Origin of the sequence: Arthrobacter sp. efr-133-TYG-118 (assembly GCF_030209755.1) — a bacterium.
Classification (GTDB): domain Bacteria; phylum Actinomycetota; class Actinomycetes; order Actinomycetales; family Micrococcaceae; genus Arthrobacter.
This window is the reverse complement of record NZ_JARVRH010000012.1, coordinates 186,407-202,706: the sequence shown is the minus strand read 5'-3', so window position 1 is coordinate 202,706 and position 16,300 is coordinate 186,407. Positions and strand designations below refer to the sequence as shown.

General features: G+C 64.4%; 16 protein-coding genes. 10 read left to right on the top strand and 6 right to left on the bottom strand.

Features of this window, described 5'->3' with window-relative positions; genetic code table 11:
• Position 1: 1 nt before the first annotated feature.
• Positions 2–241, bottom strand: a complete 240-nt coding sequence (locus QRN59_RS11820; RefSeq protein ID WP_059388821.1) for a heavy-metal-associated domain-containing protein — start codon at positions 239–241, stop codon at positions 2–4.
• A gap of 49 nt (positions 242–290) precedes the next feature.
• Entirely contained in the window at positions 291–644 is a 354-nt protein-coding gene (locus QRN59_RS11815; protein ID WP_284982706.1) for a metal-sensitive transcriptional regulator, read from the bottom strand.
• A gap of 214 nt (positions 645–858) precedes the next feature.
• Here QRN59_RS11815 and QRN59_RS11810 point away from each other — a divergent pair, with 214 nt between their 5' ends.
• From QRN59_RS11810 to QRN59_RS11785, 6 genes are read left to right on the top strand one after another with little or no spacing between them, the layout of a single operon-like run.
• Positions 859–2,151, top strand: coding sequence for an extracellular solute-binding protein (locus tag QRN59_RS11810; protein ID WP_284982705.1), 1,293 nt, complete (start codon positions 859–861; stop codon positions 2,149–2,151).
• A gap of 43 nt (positions 2,152–2,194) precedes the next feature.
• Entirely contained in the window at positions 2,195–3,190 is a 996-nt protein-coding gene (locus tag QRN59_RS11805) for a carbohydrate ABC transporter permease (RefSeq protein ID WP_284982704.1), read from the top strand.
• On the top strand, positions 3,187–4,095 hold the full coding sequence (locus QRN59_RS11800) for a carbohydrate ABC transporter permease (RefSeq protein ID WP_284982703.1): 909 nt from the start codon (positions 3,187–3,189) through the stop codon (positions 4,093–4,095). The genes QRN59_RS11805 and QRN59_RS11800 overlap by 4 nt, the downstream gene beginning before the upstream one ends.
• On the top strand, positions 4,092–5,705 hold the full coding sequence (locus tag QRN59_RS11795) for a beta-N-acetylhexosaminidase (RefSeq protein ID WP_284982702.1): 1,614 nt from the start codon (positions 4,092–4,094) through the stop codon (positions 5,703–5,705). The genes QRN59_RS11800 and QRN59_RS11795 overlap by 4 nt, the downstream gene beginning before the upstream one ends.
• 6 nt (positions 5,706–5,711) lie before the next feature.
• Complete coding sequence (locus QRN59_RS11790; protein ID WP_284982701.1) at positions 5,712–6,527, top strand: IclR family transcriptional regulator; 816 nt, start codon at positions 5,712–5,714, stop codon at positions 6,525–6,527.
• Positions 6,528–6,535: 8 nt separating this feature from the next.
• Complete coding sequence (locus QRN59_RS11785; RefSeq protein ID WP_284982700.1) at positions 6,536–6,964, top strand: rhodanese-like domain-containing protein; 429 nt, start codon at positions 6,536–6,538, stop codon at positions 6,962–6,964.
• A gap of 9 nt (positions 6,965–6,973) precedes the next feature.
• Here QRN59_RS11785 and QRN59_RS11780 read toward each other — a convergent pair whose 3' ends face one another.
• The 4 genes from QRN59_RS11780 to QRN59_RS11765 form a co-directional block, all read right to left on the bottom strand.
• Complete coding sequence (locus QRN59_RS11780; RefSeq protein WP_284982699.1) at positions 6,974–8,266, bottom strand: sensor domain-containing phosphodiesterase; 1,293 nt, start codon at positions 8,264–8,266, stop codon at positions 6,974–6,976.
• Between the two features lie 225 nt (positions 8,267–8,491).
• On the bottom strand, positions 8,492–8,896 hold the full coding sequence (locus QRN59_RS11775; RefSeq protein ID WP_284982698.1) for a RidA family protein: 405 nt from the start codon (positions 8,894–8,896) through the stop codon (positions 8,492–8,494).
• Entirely contained in the window at positions 8,893–9,654 is a 762-nt protein-coding gene (locus QRN59_RS11770) for an IclR family transcriptional regulator (RefSeq protein WP_284982697.1), read from the bottom strand. The genes QRN59_RS11775 and QRN59_RS11770 overlap by 4 nt, the downstream gene beginning before the upstream one ends.
• Positions 9,651–10,682 carry a sugar kinase gene (locus QRN59_RS11765; RefSeq protein WP_284982696.1) on the bottom strand — a complete coding sequence of 344 codons (1,032 nt, stop codon included), beginning with the start codon at positions 10,680–10,682 and terminating at the stop codon, positions 9,651–9,653. Before QRN59_RS11765 ends, QRN59_RS11770 begins: the two co-directional genes overlap by 4 nt.
• Positions 10,683–10,922: 240 nt before the next feature.
• Here QRN59_RS11765 and QRN59_RS11760 point away from each other — a divergent pair, with 240 nt between their 5' ends.
• The 4 genes from QRN59_RS11760 to QRN59_RS11745 are packed head-to-tail and all read left to right on the top strand — an operon-like array spanning position 10,923 to position 15,942.
• The gene (locus QRN59_RS11760) at positions 10,923–12,233 is read left to right on the top strand and encodes a type III PLP-dependent enzyme domain-containing protein (protein WP_284982695.1); all 1,311 of its coding nucleotides are present in this window, start codon (positions 10,923–10,925) and stop codon (positions 12,231–12,233) included.
• A 10-nt stretch (positions 12,234–12,243) separates the two neighbouring features.
• Entirely contained in the window at positions 12,244–13,896 is a 1,653-nt protein-coding gene (locus tag QRN59_RS11755; protein ID WP_284982694.1) for an N-acyl-D-amino-acid deacylase family protein, read from the top strand.
• The gene (locus tag QRN59_RS11750) at positions 13,893–14,528 is read left to right on the top strand and encodes a bifunctional 4-hydroxy-2-oxoglutarate aldolase/2-dehydro-3-deoxy-phosphogluconate aldolase (protein ID WP_284982693.1); all 636 of its coding nucleotides are present in this window, start codon (positions 13,893–13,895) and stop codon (positions 14,526–14,528) included. Before QRN59_RS11755 ends, QRN59_RS11750 begins: the two co-directional genes overlap by 4 nt.
• Positions 14,529–14,550: 22 nt before the next feature.
• On the top strand, positions 14,551–15,942 hold the full coding sequence (locus tag QRN59_RS11745) for a GntP family permease (protein ID WP_284982692.1): 1,392 nt from the start codon (positions 14,551–14,553) through the stop codon (positions 15,940–15,942).
• Positions 15,943–16,300: the final 358 nt, after the last annotated feature.

Genomic DNA, 16,300 nt, shown 5'->3' with positions numbered 1-16,300 from the left:
CCTAGGCCTCGTTGGCTACTACCAGGTAGCCGGCTTCGGCGACGGCTTCGCCGATTTCTGATGGCGACAATTCCTGGGTGGAGGTGATGGTGACGGTGGAGATTCCGCCGGCATTCAGGTCGATCTCGACATTCTCCACTCCCGCCAGGGACTCAATTTCCTCGCTGACTGCTGAAACGCAGTGCCCGCAGGTCATGCCGGAAACGCTGACGTTCGTCTGGATGGTAGCGGTGTGGCCCATGGCGTGCTCCTTGGTGGTGAGTTGAATGGTGTGGTGAGTGCTTGCGGGGTTACCGCAGCAGGCGCCCGATGGCATCGGCTGCCTCCTTGACCTTGATGTCGATTTGCTCGGCGCGCACGACCGGATCGGACTCGGATGCTGCGCCGACAACGCAGTGCCCGATGTGTTCCTCCACGAGCCCGAGGCTCACCGCATGCAGCGCCTTCGTGACTGCCGAGACTTGCGTGAGGATGTCGATGCAGTATTTGTCCTCTTCCACCATGCGCGCAATACCGCGCACTTGGCCCTCGATCCGCTTAAGGCGCAGCAAGTATGCGTCCTTGTTGGAAGAGTAGCCGTGTTGGGAATCCGGCTTCGAATCTGCGGATTCCACATGAGTGGGGTTCACATCGATCGTGCTCATGTAGCAAACGTATACCCCCTAGGGGTATAAATCAAGTACCCCCTGGGGGTATGCCACCCTTCATGAAGGGTGGTCTATTTACAAATTCTCGTTTTGCAATGCAAACCTTTTGCCGCTTGTGCTTCCGCTCACAAAAGTATGTTTGTAAAGTTTCCTTCCATACCCGAAGCGGAGGTCCGCCGGGCACCGAACCCTTTTCTCCATGGAGGATCCATTGAAAATCGCACGCTCTGCGGCTGCCTTTGCCCTCGCCGCCCTGGCGCTAACGGCCTGCGCCCCGCCCACGTCGAACAACGCCGCGTCATCCTCGGATGAGAAGTCCGGCACCATCCGCGTGTGGCTGTTCTCGGAAGTCAACCAAGACCCTAAATCCGCGGTCGTCAAGGCCGCGGTTTCGGATTTCGAAGCCAGCCACAACGGCGTCAAGGTCGACGTCCAGTACATTCCCGTCGACAGCCGGGCGGAACGATTCAAGGCCGCGTTCAACGACCCCTCGAGCGCTCCCGACGTCGCCGAATTCGGCAACACCGACCTCGCCAGCTACGTCGCGTCGGGCGGATTGTCCGACATGACCGCCGACATCAAGGCCTGGGACGAGTCAAAGGACCTGGACAGCAAAATCCTGGCCACCACGGACGTCGGAGGCAAGAACTACGGCGTGCCGTGGTACGTGGGCGTCCGGGCCCTCTACTACCGCACGGATCTGCTGCAGAAGCTTGGACTGGAGGCTCCGAAGACCCTCGCGGACGTCGAAACCGTGGCCCGTGCCGTCCGCGCAGCCAACCCGGACATGCTCGGCATTTCCGTCGGTGGAGCTGCGCAGTTCTCCGCCATGCCCTACCTCTGGGCCAACGGCGGCACCATCGCCACGAAGAAGGGTGGCACCTTTGTCTCGGGCTTGGATTCGGCCGGATCCCGGGACGGCATCTCCGCTTATGCCCGGTTGCTCAAGAACGACATCTGCCCACCCCAGACGTGCGCCGAATTCGGCGGAAACGCCAGCGTGCAGCAGTTCATCGCCGGAAAGTCGGCCATGACCATCGGTGGCGACTTCAACTACAAGGCCGTGGCAGCCAGCGCCGTCAAGGACAAGTTCGCAGTGGTTCCGGTTCCCGGCAATACAGCTGGATCGATCGCCCCCGCATTTGCCGGCGGCAACAACCTGGGCGTCTTCAACAGCAGCAAGCACCACACCCTGGCGGCTGAGTTCGTCGAGCTGCTGGCAGGCAAGAAGTACCAGCAAAAGATGTTCGATGCCATGGGCAACCTGCCGACGTTCAGCGACGTCCAGAAATCCGTTGCAGCCTCCAACCCGCAGCTTGACCCCTTCATCAAAACCCTCGCCGCCGGCACCAACTTTGTCCCGGTGACGGAAACCTGGTCCACGATCGACGCCCAAGGCATCTTCACCGGCATGTACCAGAAGATTGTCACCGGCAAGGCTGACGTCAACACGGCTACTGGGGACGCGGCAGCCGCCATGAACAAGGTCTTCGGATCCAAATGATCGGGCTCGTGACTCAAGGTAGATCCGCGCCGGGCGGTGCGTCATGACGGCGCTTACGTCCGCGAAGGCGGACGTAAGCGGAACGCAGAGCCCCAAGCAGAGCCGCAAGCCGACGACGGCGGGCGCGTCCCGCCGTCGTGCGCTAGGCAAGCGCGGCCTGGAACCTTGGTTCTACCTGGCTCCGGCGTTCATTGTCTTGATTGCGCTGCTGGGGTACCCGATCTTCCAACTGATCAACGTTTCGTTGTACGACTACCGCCAGGCCCAGGTCAGCGGCAAGGCACCCCTGCAGTTCACCGGCCTGGAGAACTACCAGAAGCTGGTGGCCGACCCTGAGTTCTGGTCTGTCTTGGGCAACACCGTGCTGTTTGCGGGCGCCTGCGTTGTCCTGACCCTGCTGGTGGGAACGTCGCTGGCCGTGCTGGCCACGCGGCTCCGGCCTTGGGTCCGGACCGCACTGTTCGTGGTCTCGCTGGGCGCATGGGCTACCCCGGCCGTCACCGGCAGCGCGGTGTGGTTGTTCCTCTTCGATCCCACATTGGGGCTGGTCAACAAGGCCCTTGTCTCCATCGGTCTGACCCAATTCAACGGCTACTCCTGGACCTACGACAAATGGTCCGCTTTTGGCCTGGTAGCCAGCGAAGTGGTGTGGTGTTCGTTCCCGTTCGTGCTGGTCACGGTCTACGCCGGGATCCAGGCGATCTCCACCGAAGTGATTGAGGCGGCGCGGCTCGACGGTGCGTCGATGCCCCGGATCGCGCGCAGCATCATGCTTCCCATGCTGCGTCCCATAGTGATGGTGGTGACCATCCAGTCGATCATCTGGAATTTCAAGATCTTCTCGCAGATCTACATCATGACCAACGGTGGCGGTATCGCCGGGCAGAACCTCGTGCTGAACGTCTACGGCTACCAGCAGGCCTTCGCGGCCAGCCTTTACGGCCTCGGCTCGGCCCTCGGTGTCATCATGACCGCGCTGCTGATGATCGTCACCCTGGTCTACCTCCGCATCCTCAAGAGAACGGGAGAAGTCCTGTGACCGCCGTCGACGTTTCACTCCGCAAGAACCGGCGCGCGCCGGACGCGCCGCAAAAGCTCCGCAAAGGCGGACGACGCCGGTTCGGAGCAGATGCGGCGGCACTCGCCATCGCGCTTCTCGTCGCGTTCCCATTGTTCTGGATGGTCCTTTCGGCCCTCAAGCCGAAGACAGCGCTCGACGCCGGCGATGCCGCGCCGTTCACACTGGAACCATCCCTCGATTCCTTCATGCGGGTCCTGTCGGTGAACAACTTCGGCCGGTACTTCCTCAACAGCGTGATCGTGGCGCTCGTCGTCGTCATCATCTCGACCGTGCTGGCTTTCCTGGCGTCCGTGGCGCTGACCCGTTACGAATTCAAGATGCGCACCAAGCTGCTGATCGTGGTCTTGGTCTCCCAGATGGTGCCGGTGGAGGCGCTGACGATTCCGCTGTTCTTCCTGCTTCGCAATGCAGGGGAGGCGGTACCGATAGTCGGCCTGAACCAGCTCGGCTCCCTGGTGTTGGTCCATGTGGGCTTCAGCATTCCGTTCGCGATCTGGATGCTCCGTGGATTTGTGGCGGCCGTGCCGGTTGAGATCGAGGAAGCAGCGCGCCTGGACGGGGCAAGCGGCTTCCGTTTTGTCCGCTCTGTGCTCTTCCCGCTGGTGGCTCCCGGCGTGGTGGCGTGCTCGGTATTCTCGTTCATCTCCACCTGGAATGACTTCCTCTTCGCCAAGACGTTCATCATTTCCGCCCAGGAGAACCAGACTCTGCCCATGGCATTGTTGACTTTCTTCAAGCCCGACCAGAACGATTGGGGTGCCATCATGGCCGGTTCCGTGATCATGACCATTCCGGTGCTGATCTTCTTCATTGCCGTCCAGCGAAAGCTCGTGTCCGGCCTGGCCGGGGCGGTGAAGGGATGAGCGCCGCAGATCTGCTGGTTCCCGTTCCGTGCTCGGTGGAGTCCGGCGGCGGTTTCCTGGAACTGGACGCAGCCACCACCTTGGCCGCCGATCCGGAGCTCAACAGCGCGCGCCGCTGGCTGGCCCGGACCCTCGGCGCGGCCACTGGCTGGGACCTGTCCCCGGCCGACGTGGCCGAGGCGCGCATCAGCCTTTGGCTTGACCCGGAGCTCGACGCCGAGGCGTACCGCCTGGAGGTGGGCGCCGCCGTCGTGATTCAAGCAGGCGGTCCGGCCGGAGCCTTCTATGCCGCGCAGACGCTCCTGCAGCTGATGGGGCCGGCCGCACTGCGGCAAGCGCCAGTTCCGGAAACGGACGGCGTGTGGCCGGTTCCCAAGGTAGCCATCCAGGACCAGCCGCGCTTCGGGTACCGGGGCGCCATGTTGGACGTGGCCCGGCACTTCATGCCCAAGGACAACCTGCTGCGGTTCATCGAGGTGATGGCCATGCACAAGCTCAACGTCCTGCACCTGCACCTCACGGACGACCAAGGCTGGCGGATCCAGATCAACCGCTACCCGAAACTCACTGATACCGGTGCGTGGCGGCGTGAGTCCTCGCTGGGTTCGTGGCGGGCAGGGGTCTTCGACGGGCTTCCGCACGGCGGTTTCTACAGCCAGGACGATCTCCGCGAAGTGGTCGCGTTCGCTGCCGAGCGGCACATCACAGTCATCCCCGAAATCGATGTCCCCGGGCACAGCCAGGCCGCCATCGCCGCCTACCCCGAACTGGGCACCGGCCCGGCCCCCGAGGTGTGGACCCGTTGGGGAATCAACGAGACGGTCCTGGAAGTCTCGGAAGCCTCGCTCGAGTTCTACCGAAACGTACTCGATGAAGTGGTGGAGATCTTCTCGTCCCGCTGGATCAGCCTGGGTGGGGACGAAGTCCCTCTGGCCCAGTGGCAGTCCAGTGTGGAGGCACAGGCCAAAGCCGCCGAACTCGGCTTGCCGGACGTTTCCGGATTGCACAGCTGGTTTGTCGGGCAGTTGGCAAAGCACCTTCAAGGGCACGGACGCGCGACCTCCGTGTGGGACGAAATCGGCGACGGCGAACTGCCGGACGGCGCGTTGGTAGCCTCCTGGCGAGGCTATGAAGGCGGTCTGAGCGCGCTCACAAGCGGTTATGACGTGGTCATGTGCCCCGAGCACAGGCTGTACCTGGACCACCGGCAGGCCGACGGCGACAATGAACCCGTGCCCGTGGGTTTTGTCACCACCCTGCGGGATGTCTACGGCTTCGAACCGCTGCCCGTGGGTGCGGATGAGGCGTTCTCCGGCCGGCTCCTCGGGGCGCAGGCCAACATCTGGACGGAACACCTCGATTCCGCGCGACGGGTCCACTTCGCCGCGTTTCCGCGGCTGAGCGCCGTGGCGGAGGTGCTCTGGTCCCAGCCCGAAAACCGGGACTACGATGGTTTCCTGGCCAGGCTCGAAGGAGCACATCTGGAACGCCTGGAGGCCATGGGAGTGGAATACCGGCCGCTGTCCGGACCCCATCCCTGGCAGTTGAGGCCGGGCGTGGTTGGCTGGAAACGCGATTACGACGCCGAGCAGCGCAGCGTCGCTGGATAGGAACACGTGGGTACTGAAGGTACGGAGGCCCGGAACTCCTCGGCCTCGTTGCGGAAAGCGCTGGCATTGCTGGCCGTCGTGGCGGAGCATCCGGTGAGCGCGGACGGACTCGCGCTGGTGGAGCTGACCAAGGTCTCCGGGCTCAACAAGAGCACGGTGCTGCGCTTGGCCGCGCCCTTGTTGGAGGAAAACCTGCTGGAACGGGATGCTGAGAGCGGCCGCTTCCGGCTGGGCCATGGGTGCCTACGTTTGGGGCAGGCCTACCTGGATCGGCTCGATTTGCGCAGCGTCGCCAACGCCGAGCTCAGACTGCTGATGAGGGCCACGGAAAGCACGTGCCACCTGGTGGTTCTGTCCGGCCACGACGTCGTCTATCTCGACAAGGTGGAGGACGAGGCAACGGTTCGCATGGCATCACGGGTTGGCGCGACCATGCCTGCGTACTGCACCGCGGTAGGCAAGGCCATGCTCGCGTTCAGTCCGGAGGAAGTGGTGGCGCCGATCCTGGCTGACGAACTGGTGCCGCTGACGGAACGGACCATCACCGATCCGGGGCAGTTGCGGGCCGAGTTCGCGGCGATCCGCCGTCGTGGCTACGCGATCGACGACCGCGAGAACGAACCCGAGGTCCGGTGCGTCGCCGCTCCGATCTTCGGCCACGATGACCACGTCGTGGCCGCCCTCAGCGTCTCCTCGTTGTCGTCCCGGATGACCGCCAAGCGCGTCCGCGAAGTGGGCCCTATGGCCGCCGAAACCAGCCTGCGCATTTCGGCCAAGCTGGGATCGCGGCGGGCGAACGCCAAACTCGCGAAGCTGGCCTAGGAGGGCAGATGGAAAAGCCAATGAACGACGCCGATGTAGCGGCCGCGTACTTACGCGCGAAGCTGCAGTTCGAGATCGACGTCATGGACGTTGCGGATGCGGCTCCCGGCAGTTTTGTGCTCGTGGACACACGCAGGCAGTCTTCCTGGGACCACGGACATATCCCCGGTGCCGTTCACTTGCCTACCGCCGAGATCCAGGCCCGCGTTGGTGCCCTGATCCCGGCCGGGAGCTCAGTGGTGGTCTATTCCTGGGGGCCGGGCTGCAACGGCAGTACCTTCGCGGCACTGGCGTTCGCCGAGCTCGGATACCCGGTGCGCGAAATGATCGGCGGCATTGAGTATTGGGCGCGGAACGGGCTTCCAGTGGAGACGGCTGGTGGAATTGTTGTTCGTGATCCCGACGCGCTGGTGACGGCGCACCAGCCGCAGGTGTAGCGGCCCCTGCTACCCCCATCCCGCCCAGTCCTCCCGGTTGAGCGAGGGACGGCCGATCAAGTAACCCTGGGCTGACGTCATGCCGAGCTTGGTGACCGCAGCCAATTCAGCTTCGGTCTCGATCCCTTCGGCCACCAGCGTTGCTCCGATTTCCGAGGAAAAACCAACCATCGCGGCTCCCAGGGCCCGCTGCCCAGGATCTGCATCGATGCCGGCTATGATCTCGCGATCGAGTTTGATCAGGTCTGGCTTGAGCTGCAGGATGTGGCGCATTGAAGCAAAGCCCGCTCCTGCGTCGTCGACGGCGATCCGCAGCCCGGCGCGACGCAGCGGCGCCAGTGCTTCAGCGAGCGGTCCGTAGTTGGCAACTTCGTGGCGTTCGGTCAGTTCAAGCACGATGCGCCGTGCAGGGATGTCAGACCCCTCAATCGTGGCTGACAGCCGCGGGTCAAGGCATGCGCGGGGCGAGAGATTCGCCCCCACGTACAGTTCCGCCGGGAGCGCTGTTGCGGCGGTCAGCGCGGCCCGGAGCGCAAGGATTTCAAGCTCGATATCGAGCCCTACGGAAGCTGCCTCAACAAAACGCACTTCGGGGGACCCGCCGTCCGGCCCGCCGAATCTTGTCAGGGCTTCTGCTCCGATGACGCTGCCAGTTTCCAACAGTTTGATCGGTTGGAAAGCTGTTGTGAGCGAGCCGCCGGTGAGCAATTCCTGGGTGCGGGCAGTGACTTCAGCGCGCGAACGTGCCATCTCTGCGTCGAGGACGCGACAGGTACCCTCGAAGCCGCAGTCCTTGCCTTCCCGATCACGCATTGGCCTTCCGGACACGTCAACCAAGACGCGGCCGCCATTCCGGTGGCGGCAAACGGTCACCACCCGGGACCACGAGGAGTCTCCGCTTTCCCTTGCCTTCCAGTCTTCCCGTGCCTCCGCCAAATCCGCGGGGTCGATGACGTAGGTGATATGTCTTCCCAGCAGCTCGGAAGGTTCGTATCCGGTGATGTCCTTGCAGGCCGGGCTGGAGAAAGTGAATCGCCCATCCGGGCCGGTGGCCCACAACCAGTCCGGGCTTGCGTGCAGCACTGTGTCCATCAAACGGGAGGTCCGGAATGCCTGCCTTCGCTCCCGCTGCTGCTGCCGCATCAGGCGCCATGCTGCCAGCACCACCAAGGGCACAACCAACAGCGATAGGAGCCCGGGGAATGTGGTGGAATCATCGATGCCGCCCCACGGCGGATATCCGAAAGCCATTGGCAGGCGAATGGACAAGGCGACCGCGGCCTCGACGAACACGACAATCATCAGCCACCATCCGGTCGAGGCTGAAGCTAGTCGGTTCCTGAACGGGCGGGTCCATCGTGGTTCCCCCGAAACTCTAACCATGGGGCCTCCTGCCGCAATCGAAGCGATCCCCTAATAGTGCCATTAGGCAAGGGGCGCCGTCGGCCCGGAAGCACTCGCGTCCCCCATAAGGTTCGACGGCGGCACTCACCCGAGTGCCGCCGTCGACCCTTCCCGTCTGTGAACCTACGCCGTAACCGCCAGCGCGTCGATTTCCACCAGCATCACTTCATGCGGGAGGTCGACGAACACCGTGGTGCGGCTTGGCAGTTGGCCGCTGGCGACGTTTTCGGTGATGAATTCGCCGTAGACATCATTCATGGCTGCGAAGTCGTCGCGGGTGGTGAGGTAGACGCGGAACATGATGACGTCCTCCACGGAGGATCCGCCGGCCTCGAGGATCGCCTTGACGTTCTCCAGGGTGCGGCGGGTCTGGACGCGGACGTCGCCCTCGCCGATGTACTGGTTGGTGTCCGGGTCCATGGGGCCTTGGCCGGACACCTGGAACAAGCCGCCCTTGCGGACGCCCTGCGAGAAGGTGTGCGCCGGTGCAGGGGCGTTGTCGGTCCGTACGATCGTCTTTTCACTCATGCTGAGTTCCTTTCGTGGCTGATCCAGCCGAGGTCGCGGGAGATGGCCTCGGTGCTGGCTTTGAGGTCGGGCAGTAGCTCAAGCAGTCCTTCATAGCTGAGCATCACTACCGGTACCGAACAAGAGGCTGCGGCCACGACGGCGCCGCTCGCGTCGCGAATGGGGGTCGCGATGCAGTGCACGAAGGCTTCATGCTCGGCATTGTCGTGGGCCCAGCCCTGGATCCTGACCTGCTCCAGTTCGGCCAGCAGGGCCTCCGGTGAGGTCAGGGTGGTGTCGGTAATTCTTGTGTAGTCCAGTCCTGCGGCGATCCGTTCCTGTCGGCTGCGCGGCATGTCGGCCAGGAGGACTTTTGCGACGGCGGCGGAATGCAGGGACGCGGTCAGGCCGATCCTGGAGTACATCCGCACGGGATGGTGCGACTCGAACTTGTCGATGTACACCACGTCGTTGCCCTCGAATGCGGCAAGGTGCACGGTGTGCCCCGTCTTTCCGTTCAGCTCGGCCAGGTGCGGGTGCGCCACTTTGCGGATATCCCGCTGCTCCAGGGCGAGCGAGGACAGCTCGAACAGCTTCGAGCCAAGCATGAATCGCTGGTCCTCATCCCGGACCACGAAGCGCTTTTCCTCCATGGCATGCAGGAGGCGCATCACTGTGGTCTTGTGCACCGAAGCCTTGGAGGCGAGCTCATCCAGGGTGGCCGGTTTGGCCGCGAGTTCGGCAAGCAGGTCGATGGCCCGCATCAGGCTTTGGCTCATGGCGCTGTACTCCGATCTTGAAGGCTCCGGTTTTGGCTGGTGAAGTGTCCCCCGGCAACATGGATCGCAGTCCATTCGGCGTCAGCGGAGTCAAGGATGGCCCCGAGCTGTTCGGCCCCCGGCAGGGGGCCGCGATCGCCGTGGACGGTGAGGGTGCAGGCGGCTGCGACATGTCCCCGGCGGAGGCTCGCCTTCTGGTCGAGGCCGAACAGCACGCCGCTCAGGTAGCCGGCAGCAAAAGAATCGCCCGCCCCCACTGGCTCGAGCACGTCCACGGACAACGCAGGCACTTCCGATCGCGTACCGTCCCGTTCCAGGGCAATGGCGCTGATCGCTTCGTTCTTGATGACGACGACGGCGGGATCCGGCATGAGGCGCCGGAGTTCAGCTTCGTCTGTGGTGCCGAAGGCGTGCTCGGCCTCGTCCTTGCCCACCAGCACGACGTCGGCGAGATTGGCCAGGCGGCGCAGCACCGAGCGGTCCTGCCCTGCCCAGAGCGCGGCGCGCCAATTGACGTCGAAACTGATGACGCGGCCCTGCCTCGGTGCGGCCAGGATCGTTTCCATCAGCTCCAGGCAGTCGGCCGAGAGGGCTGCCGTGATGCCGCTCAGGTGGATGAGCGCGGCTTTTTCCAACAGGCGCGCGACGGCTGGACTCGCCAGGGTGCCCGGGCCCATGGCCGACGCCGCGGAACCCTGCCGGTAGTACAAAACTGAACTGCCGCCATCGGGATCTGATTCCTGGGCGGGGACCTTGACGTAAAGCCCGGTGGGCCGTCCGGAATCAACCTCGACGCCGGAAATCCCCACGCCGTGGCTGCTGAGCTCGTCCAGGATCCGCGTGCCGAAGCCATCCCGGCCCACCCGGCCTACCCAGTGCGAGTCCAGGCCCATGGCAGCCAGGCCGATCGCAACGTTCGATTCGGCGCCGCCGATGCCGCAATGCAGCTCAGTGGCTTGGTGCAACGGGACAGCCTTCACCGGGGTGAGCATGGCCATCGTCTCGCCCACACATACAGCTGAAAGCATGAAACTCCCGCACTCCCTCTGCCGCTTTTAGCGGCACTCGACACCCCCATGAAGAAGGGATTTCCGTGGCTGGAACCGAGGCCTCCGGGCGCGCCGCGGCCTTGACTCCCAATCCTGCACCATGTTAGACATATCACCAACAGTATTGCAACCAGCATTGCAAAATACGCAACGCAAGCGAAAACTCCACCCAACAGCCCCGCAGCTTCAAAAACGCAGCACCGCGAAGGGAATCAACGCGTGAACACTTCCGAAGCCATTTCGGCATCCGCCGTGGCCGCCTTGGCAGATCGCCGCCTGGACTGGCGGCACAAGGCCGTGCCCGCTGCCGCAAATGGGACCACCCACACCGATTTCCTCGCCGAAAAGCACGCGCTGGCCGATCTCCAGACCCCGCTGCTGACGCTCGACGCCCGCGCCCTCCGCCATAACGCGGATCGGCTGGCCTTGTGGTGTGCTGAGCGCGGCGTCTTGCTGGCCCCGCACGGAAAGACCACCATGGCACCGCAGCTTTGGGCCGAACAGCTGAGCCGCGGCGCCTGGGGGATCACTGTGGCGAACTTCACCCAGCTCCGCGTTGCCCGCGAATTCGGCGTGCGGCGCCTGCAATTGGCCAATAGCCTGACCGATCCGCATGCCATCGAATGGGTTGCCGCCACCGCGACGCCGGAGATGCCGATCCTGTCCTGGGTGGACTCCACAGTCACCGTCGATGTCATCGGCCGCACGCTGGAAGCCGCAGGAAGCAACGCCGTCCTGGATGTCCTCGTTGAACTCGGCGGAATCGGTGGCCGCACCGGAGCACGGGGCGTGGAGGCCGCACTCGACGTGGCCCGCGCCATCTCTGCCTCCTCGAACCTGCGGCTGGTGGGGGTGAGCGGCTACGAAGGATCCTTGGCCCACACGGCCGACGCGGACAGCCTCGCCACCGTCCGCGGATACTTGGGCCGGATGGGTGGGCTGCATCAGCGGCTCCTCGAGGAAGGTCTCTACGGATCCGACGCCGTTATCCTCACCGCAGGCGGCAGCGCCTACTTCGACGACGTCGTCGAGGTCCTTTCGCCGTGCGTCGCCGCTGGCTCCGAGGCAGGCCCCCGGGTGGAACTCATGATCCGCAGCGGCGCCTACATCATCCACGACGACGGTTTCTACCGGGGCATCTCGCCGTTTTCCCGTGACGGCGGCCGGCCGTTCAAGGCAGGAATGCACGGCTGGGCGCGCGTCGTGTCCCAGCCCGAGCCGGGCCTTGCCATCCTCGACGCCGGCAAACGCGATTTGCCCGTGGACGAAGGACTGCCCCGTCCTCAGTTGGTCGGGCCCGCCCTCGGTGGTTCCATGCAGCCGCTCGTCGGTGCCGAGATCACCGCCGTCAACGACCAGCACTGCTTTATGACGTTCGATGCCGGCACCACCACGTTGCGGCCGGGCGACGTCGTGCGCCTGGGACTTTCGCATCCGTGCACAGCCTTCGACAAGTGGACGCTCATCCCCGTGCTCGCGGACACCGACGGTGACCAAACCGTCGTCGACCTCATCCATACCTTCTTCTAGGACACAAGCCATGAAGACCCTCATCAGCAACGCCGCTTTGGTGGACGGAACCGGGGCGGACCGTCGTCCCGCGGACGTCCTGCTGGACGGCGAGGTGATCGCCGTCGTCGCCGACGCCGGATCCCTCACCGCCAGCGGAACGGGCGCCGAGCGGACCATCGATGCCACCGGCCTCGTCCTGAGCCCCGGCTTCATCGACATGCACGCCCATTCGGACCTGCAGCTCTTGGTCAACAAGGACCACCACGCCAAGCTCAGCCAAGGCGTCACCACCGAACTGCTGGGCCAGGACGGCCTGTCCTACGCGCCGGTGGACGACGCCACGCTTACCGGGGTCCGCGAAAAGATCGCCGGTTGGAATGACAACCCGCAGGACTTCGACTGGAATTGGCGAACCGTGGGCGAGTACCTGGACCGCCTCGACGATGAAGACAAAGCAGGCCGCATCGCCACCAACGCCGCTTACCTCGTACCGCAAGGAACCGTCCGCGCGATGGTGATGGGCTTCGCCGAAGGGGACCCGACGCCCGAGCAGCAGAAGCGGATGCAGCACGTAGTCCGCACCGCCATGCAGGAAGGTGCCGTGGGCATGTCCTCCGGGCTGACCTACACTCCCGGCATGTATGCCCGGACTGAGGAACTGGCAGGACTTTGCCGGACCGTGGGAGAACTCGGCGGTTTCTACGCCCCGCACCACCGCTCCTACGGGAAGGGCGCGCTCGGCGCCTATGCGGAGATGATCGGGCTGAGCCGCGACACGGGCTGCGCGCTGCACCTTTCCCACGCCACCATGAACTTCGCCGAAAACAAGGGCCGGGCAGGCGAACTGCTTGAGCTCATCGATGCAGCCCTCGACGACGGCGCCGACATCACGCTCGACACTTACCCCTACCTCCCCGGCGCCACCACGCTTGCGGCCATCCTGCCAAGCTGGTCATCCTCCGGCGGTACCGAGGCCACACTCGCGCGGCTGGCCGACCCGGCTACGCTGGCGAAAATCCGCGAAAGCGTTGAGATCTACGGCTCCGACGGCTGCCATGGAGTGGTTGCCGAATGGCACACCCTGGAGATCAGCGGCGTCCAGAACCCGGCGCTCGCCGGCCATGTGGGCAAGACCATCGCCCGGATCGCCGAGGAAACCAACGCAGAGCCATTCGATGTGTTCGCGCAAATCCTCCAGGAAGACCGCCTGGGTACCGGGATCCTGCAGCACGTTGGCCACGAGGAAAACGTACAGGCCATCATGGTCCACCGGACGCACACCGGCGGTAGCGACGGGCTCTTGGTCGGTGCCAAACCCCACCCGCGTGCCTGGGGAACGTTCCCCCGCTACTTGGGCCATTACAGCCGTGACTTGGGCTTGCTGACCCTGGAAGACATGGTCCACCACTTGAGCGGACGCCCGGCCGGGCGGCTCAAGCTTGATCGTCGGGGGCTGGTCCGCGAAGGTTACGCGGCCGACGTCGTCCTCTTCGATCCGCGCACCGTCCGTGACGAAGCCACCTTTGAAAACCCCCGCAAGCCAGCCACCGGCATCCATTACGTGTTCGTCAACGGGACGGCAGCGATCGACGGCGGGAAGCCCACCGGCGCCCGTGCCGGCCGTGCCCTGCGCCGCAGCCCCGACGGACTCACCCGAGCAGGAAGTACCGACATCGCATGACTCCTGAAGAATTTGTCGAACAGCTTGAAGCAGACCGCACCCTCGCCGTCGTTCGCGCTGCGTCCATCCCTGACGCCGCCGAGCTCTGCCGGGCATTGGCCGACGGCGGCATCCGCAGCGTCGAACTGACGTTCACCACCCCGGATGTGCTGAAGCATGTGCGGCGGGCGGCGGATACCGCCAAGCAGCACGGCGCCGTCGTCGGGATCGGCACGGTGATGACGGCCGAACAGGCCAGGGCAGCGATCGACGCCGGCGCCCAGTTCCTGGTGACCCCTGGCCTTCGTCCTGAGGTTGCGGCGGTGGCTGCGGCCGCCGGTGTTCCCTTCAGTTTGGGCGCCATGACACCCACTGAGGTTGCGCAGGCCCTCGACCTCGGCTCAGCGGCAGTCAAGATCTTCCCCGCCCGGCAGCTCGGCCCCGCCTACCTGAAGGATCTCCAGGGGCCCTACCCCGGTATCCGGCTCCTGCCCTCCGGCGGGATCGATGCGTCGAACGCCAAGAGCTATCTCGACGCCGGTGCCGCCGCCGTCTGCTGTGGAACCAGCGTGGTCCCTCCCGCCGCCGTGGCGTCTGGCGACTGGTCGGACATTTCGGCCAGGGCAGCCGCTTTCACCGCCACCCTCAAGTAGGAATACCCAGAAAGTAACCTCCATGAATGAATTCCTGAACTGGCTGCGCCACGATACGGCCGGCCTGCTTCTCCTTGCAGGTGCCGGCATCGCCCTCCTGCTGTTTTTGATCATCAAGGTCAAGGTAGAACCGTTCATTGCCCTGGTGGGCACCAGCGTGCTCGTGGCGTTGGCGGGCGGGGTCAGCATCGACGCCCTTGTCGGCTCGCCCATCAAGAGCGGCGATGCCCTCATTGAGAAGGGTTTCGCCGGGATCCTGGGACACATCACCCTGATCATCGGCCTGGGTACCGTCCTCGGGGCCATCCTGGAACGCTCCGGGGGCGCGGAGGTCCTGCTGGGGAGGCTGGTGAAGGTCTTCGGCGAAAAGGGCACGCCGCTGGCCATGGGCGTCACCGGCTTTGTCCTGGGGATTCCCGTCTTCTTCGACATCGGCATTTTCGTGCTCGCGCCCCTCGTCTACGTTGCCGCGGTGCGCGGCGGGAAATCCCTGATTTTGTACGCCTTGCCGCTCCTCGCCGGCCTCTCCGTGACCCACGCCTTCCTGCCGCCGCACCCGGGTCCCGTGGCCGCGGCCGGGCTGTTCCACGTTGAACTTGGCTGGATCATCATCATGGGCCTTGCCTGTGGCATCCCTGCCTGGTTCGCCTCCGGCATTCTCTGGGGCCAGTGGATCGGCAAGCGCGTGCAGGTGGCTGTTCCGGAGGACCGCGTGATCCCGGAAGCCGAGGAAGCCGTGGGCCACGAGCCGCCCATGAGCGTCGTTGCCCTTGCCATCGGGCTGCCGATGCTCCTGATCCTCGGCGCCACCTTCGGCAACGTCTTCCTGCCCGCCGGTGGATTCCGCGATGCGCTGGTGTTCTTCGGTAACCCGGCCATTGCGCTCACCGTTGCCGTCGCATTGTCCATGTGGCTCCTGGGCACCCGCCGGGGCATGAGCGCAAAGGACCTCTCCGAACTCAGCTCTGCCTCGCTCAAGCCGGTCGGCATGATCCTGCTGGTGGTTGGAGCGGGCGCATTCTTCGGTGCCGTACTCTCGGCAACCGGTGTCGGCAACGCCGTGGCGGACAGCTTGGCCAAGGCGGGGCTCCCGGTGATCGTGTCCGCTTACGTGATTGCATGCGGCATGCGGCTTGCCCAGGGCTCGGCCACGGTAGCGATCGTGACGACCGGCGGCATCCTGGCTCCGGCGCTCACGGCCGGACACTATTCGCAGCCGCAATTGGCCTTGATCGTGATGGCCATCTCCTCCGGTTCCATCATCGCCAGCCACGTCAACGACGGCGGATTCTGGATCATCTCCAAATACTTCAACATGTCGGTCAAGGACACCCTGAAGACGTGGACCGTGCTGGAGACCGTGCTCTCCGTCGTGGGCTTCGGAATGGCTGCCCTGCTGTACCAATTCGTCTAGGCTCGTTCCGCGCCGCGACTCGTAAAGAGGTGAGCGACACGGAAAATCCCTGGCGACACCCGTATCCGGGTATCGCCAGGGATTTTGCGCATCTTTGGTCTTAAACAAAGAGCTCCGGAGTGCGTTATTGGGGGATACGCACTCCGGAGCGGACTTTGGAGCAGGTTCTTTGGGTTCCTGCTGACAATTAGCTTACGTGCCCCAACAGGACTCCGCCACCAATCTGAATAACTACTTTCACTTTACTTTTTCCGACCCTGAATTCGGGGCGAAACCCGGCGTGTGATCAGGTCGCCGGCCCCTTGTAGAGCACCATGAGCAGGCCTAGCGTTAACTTTGCACAGGAAGGGGTGGTCCA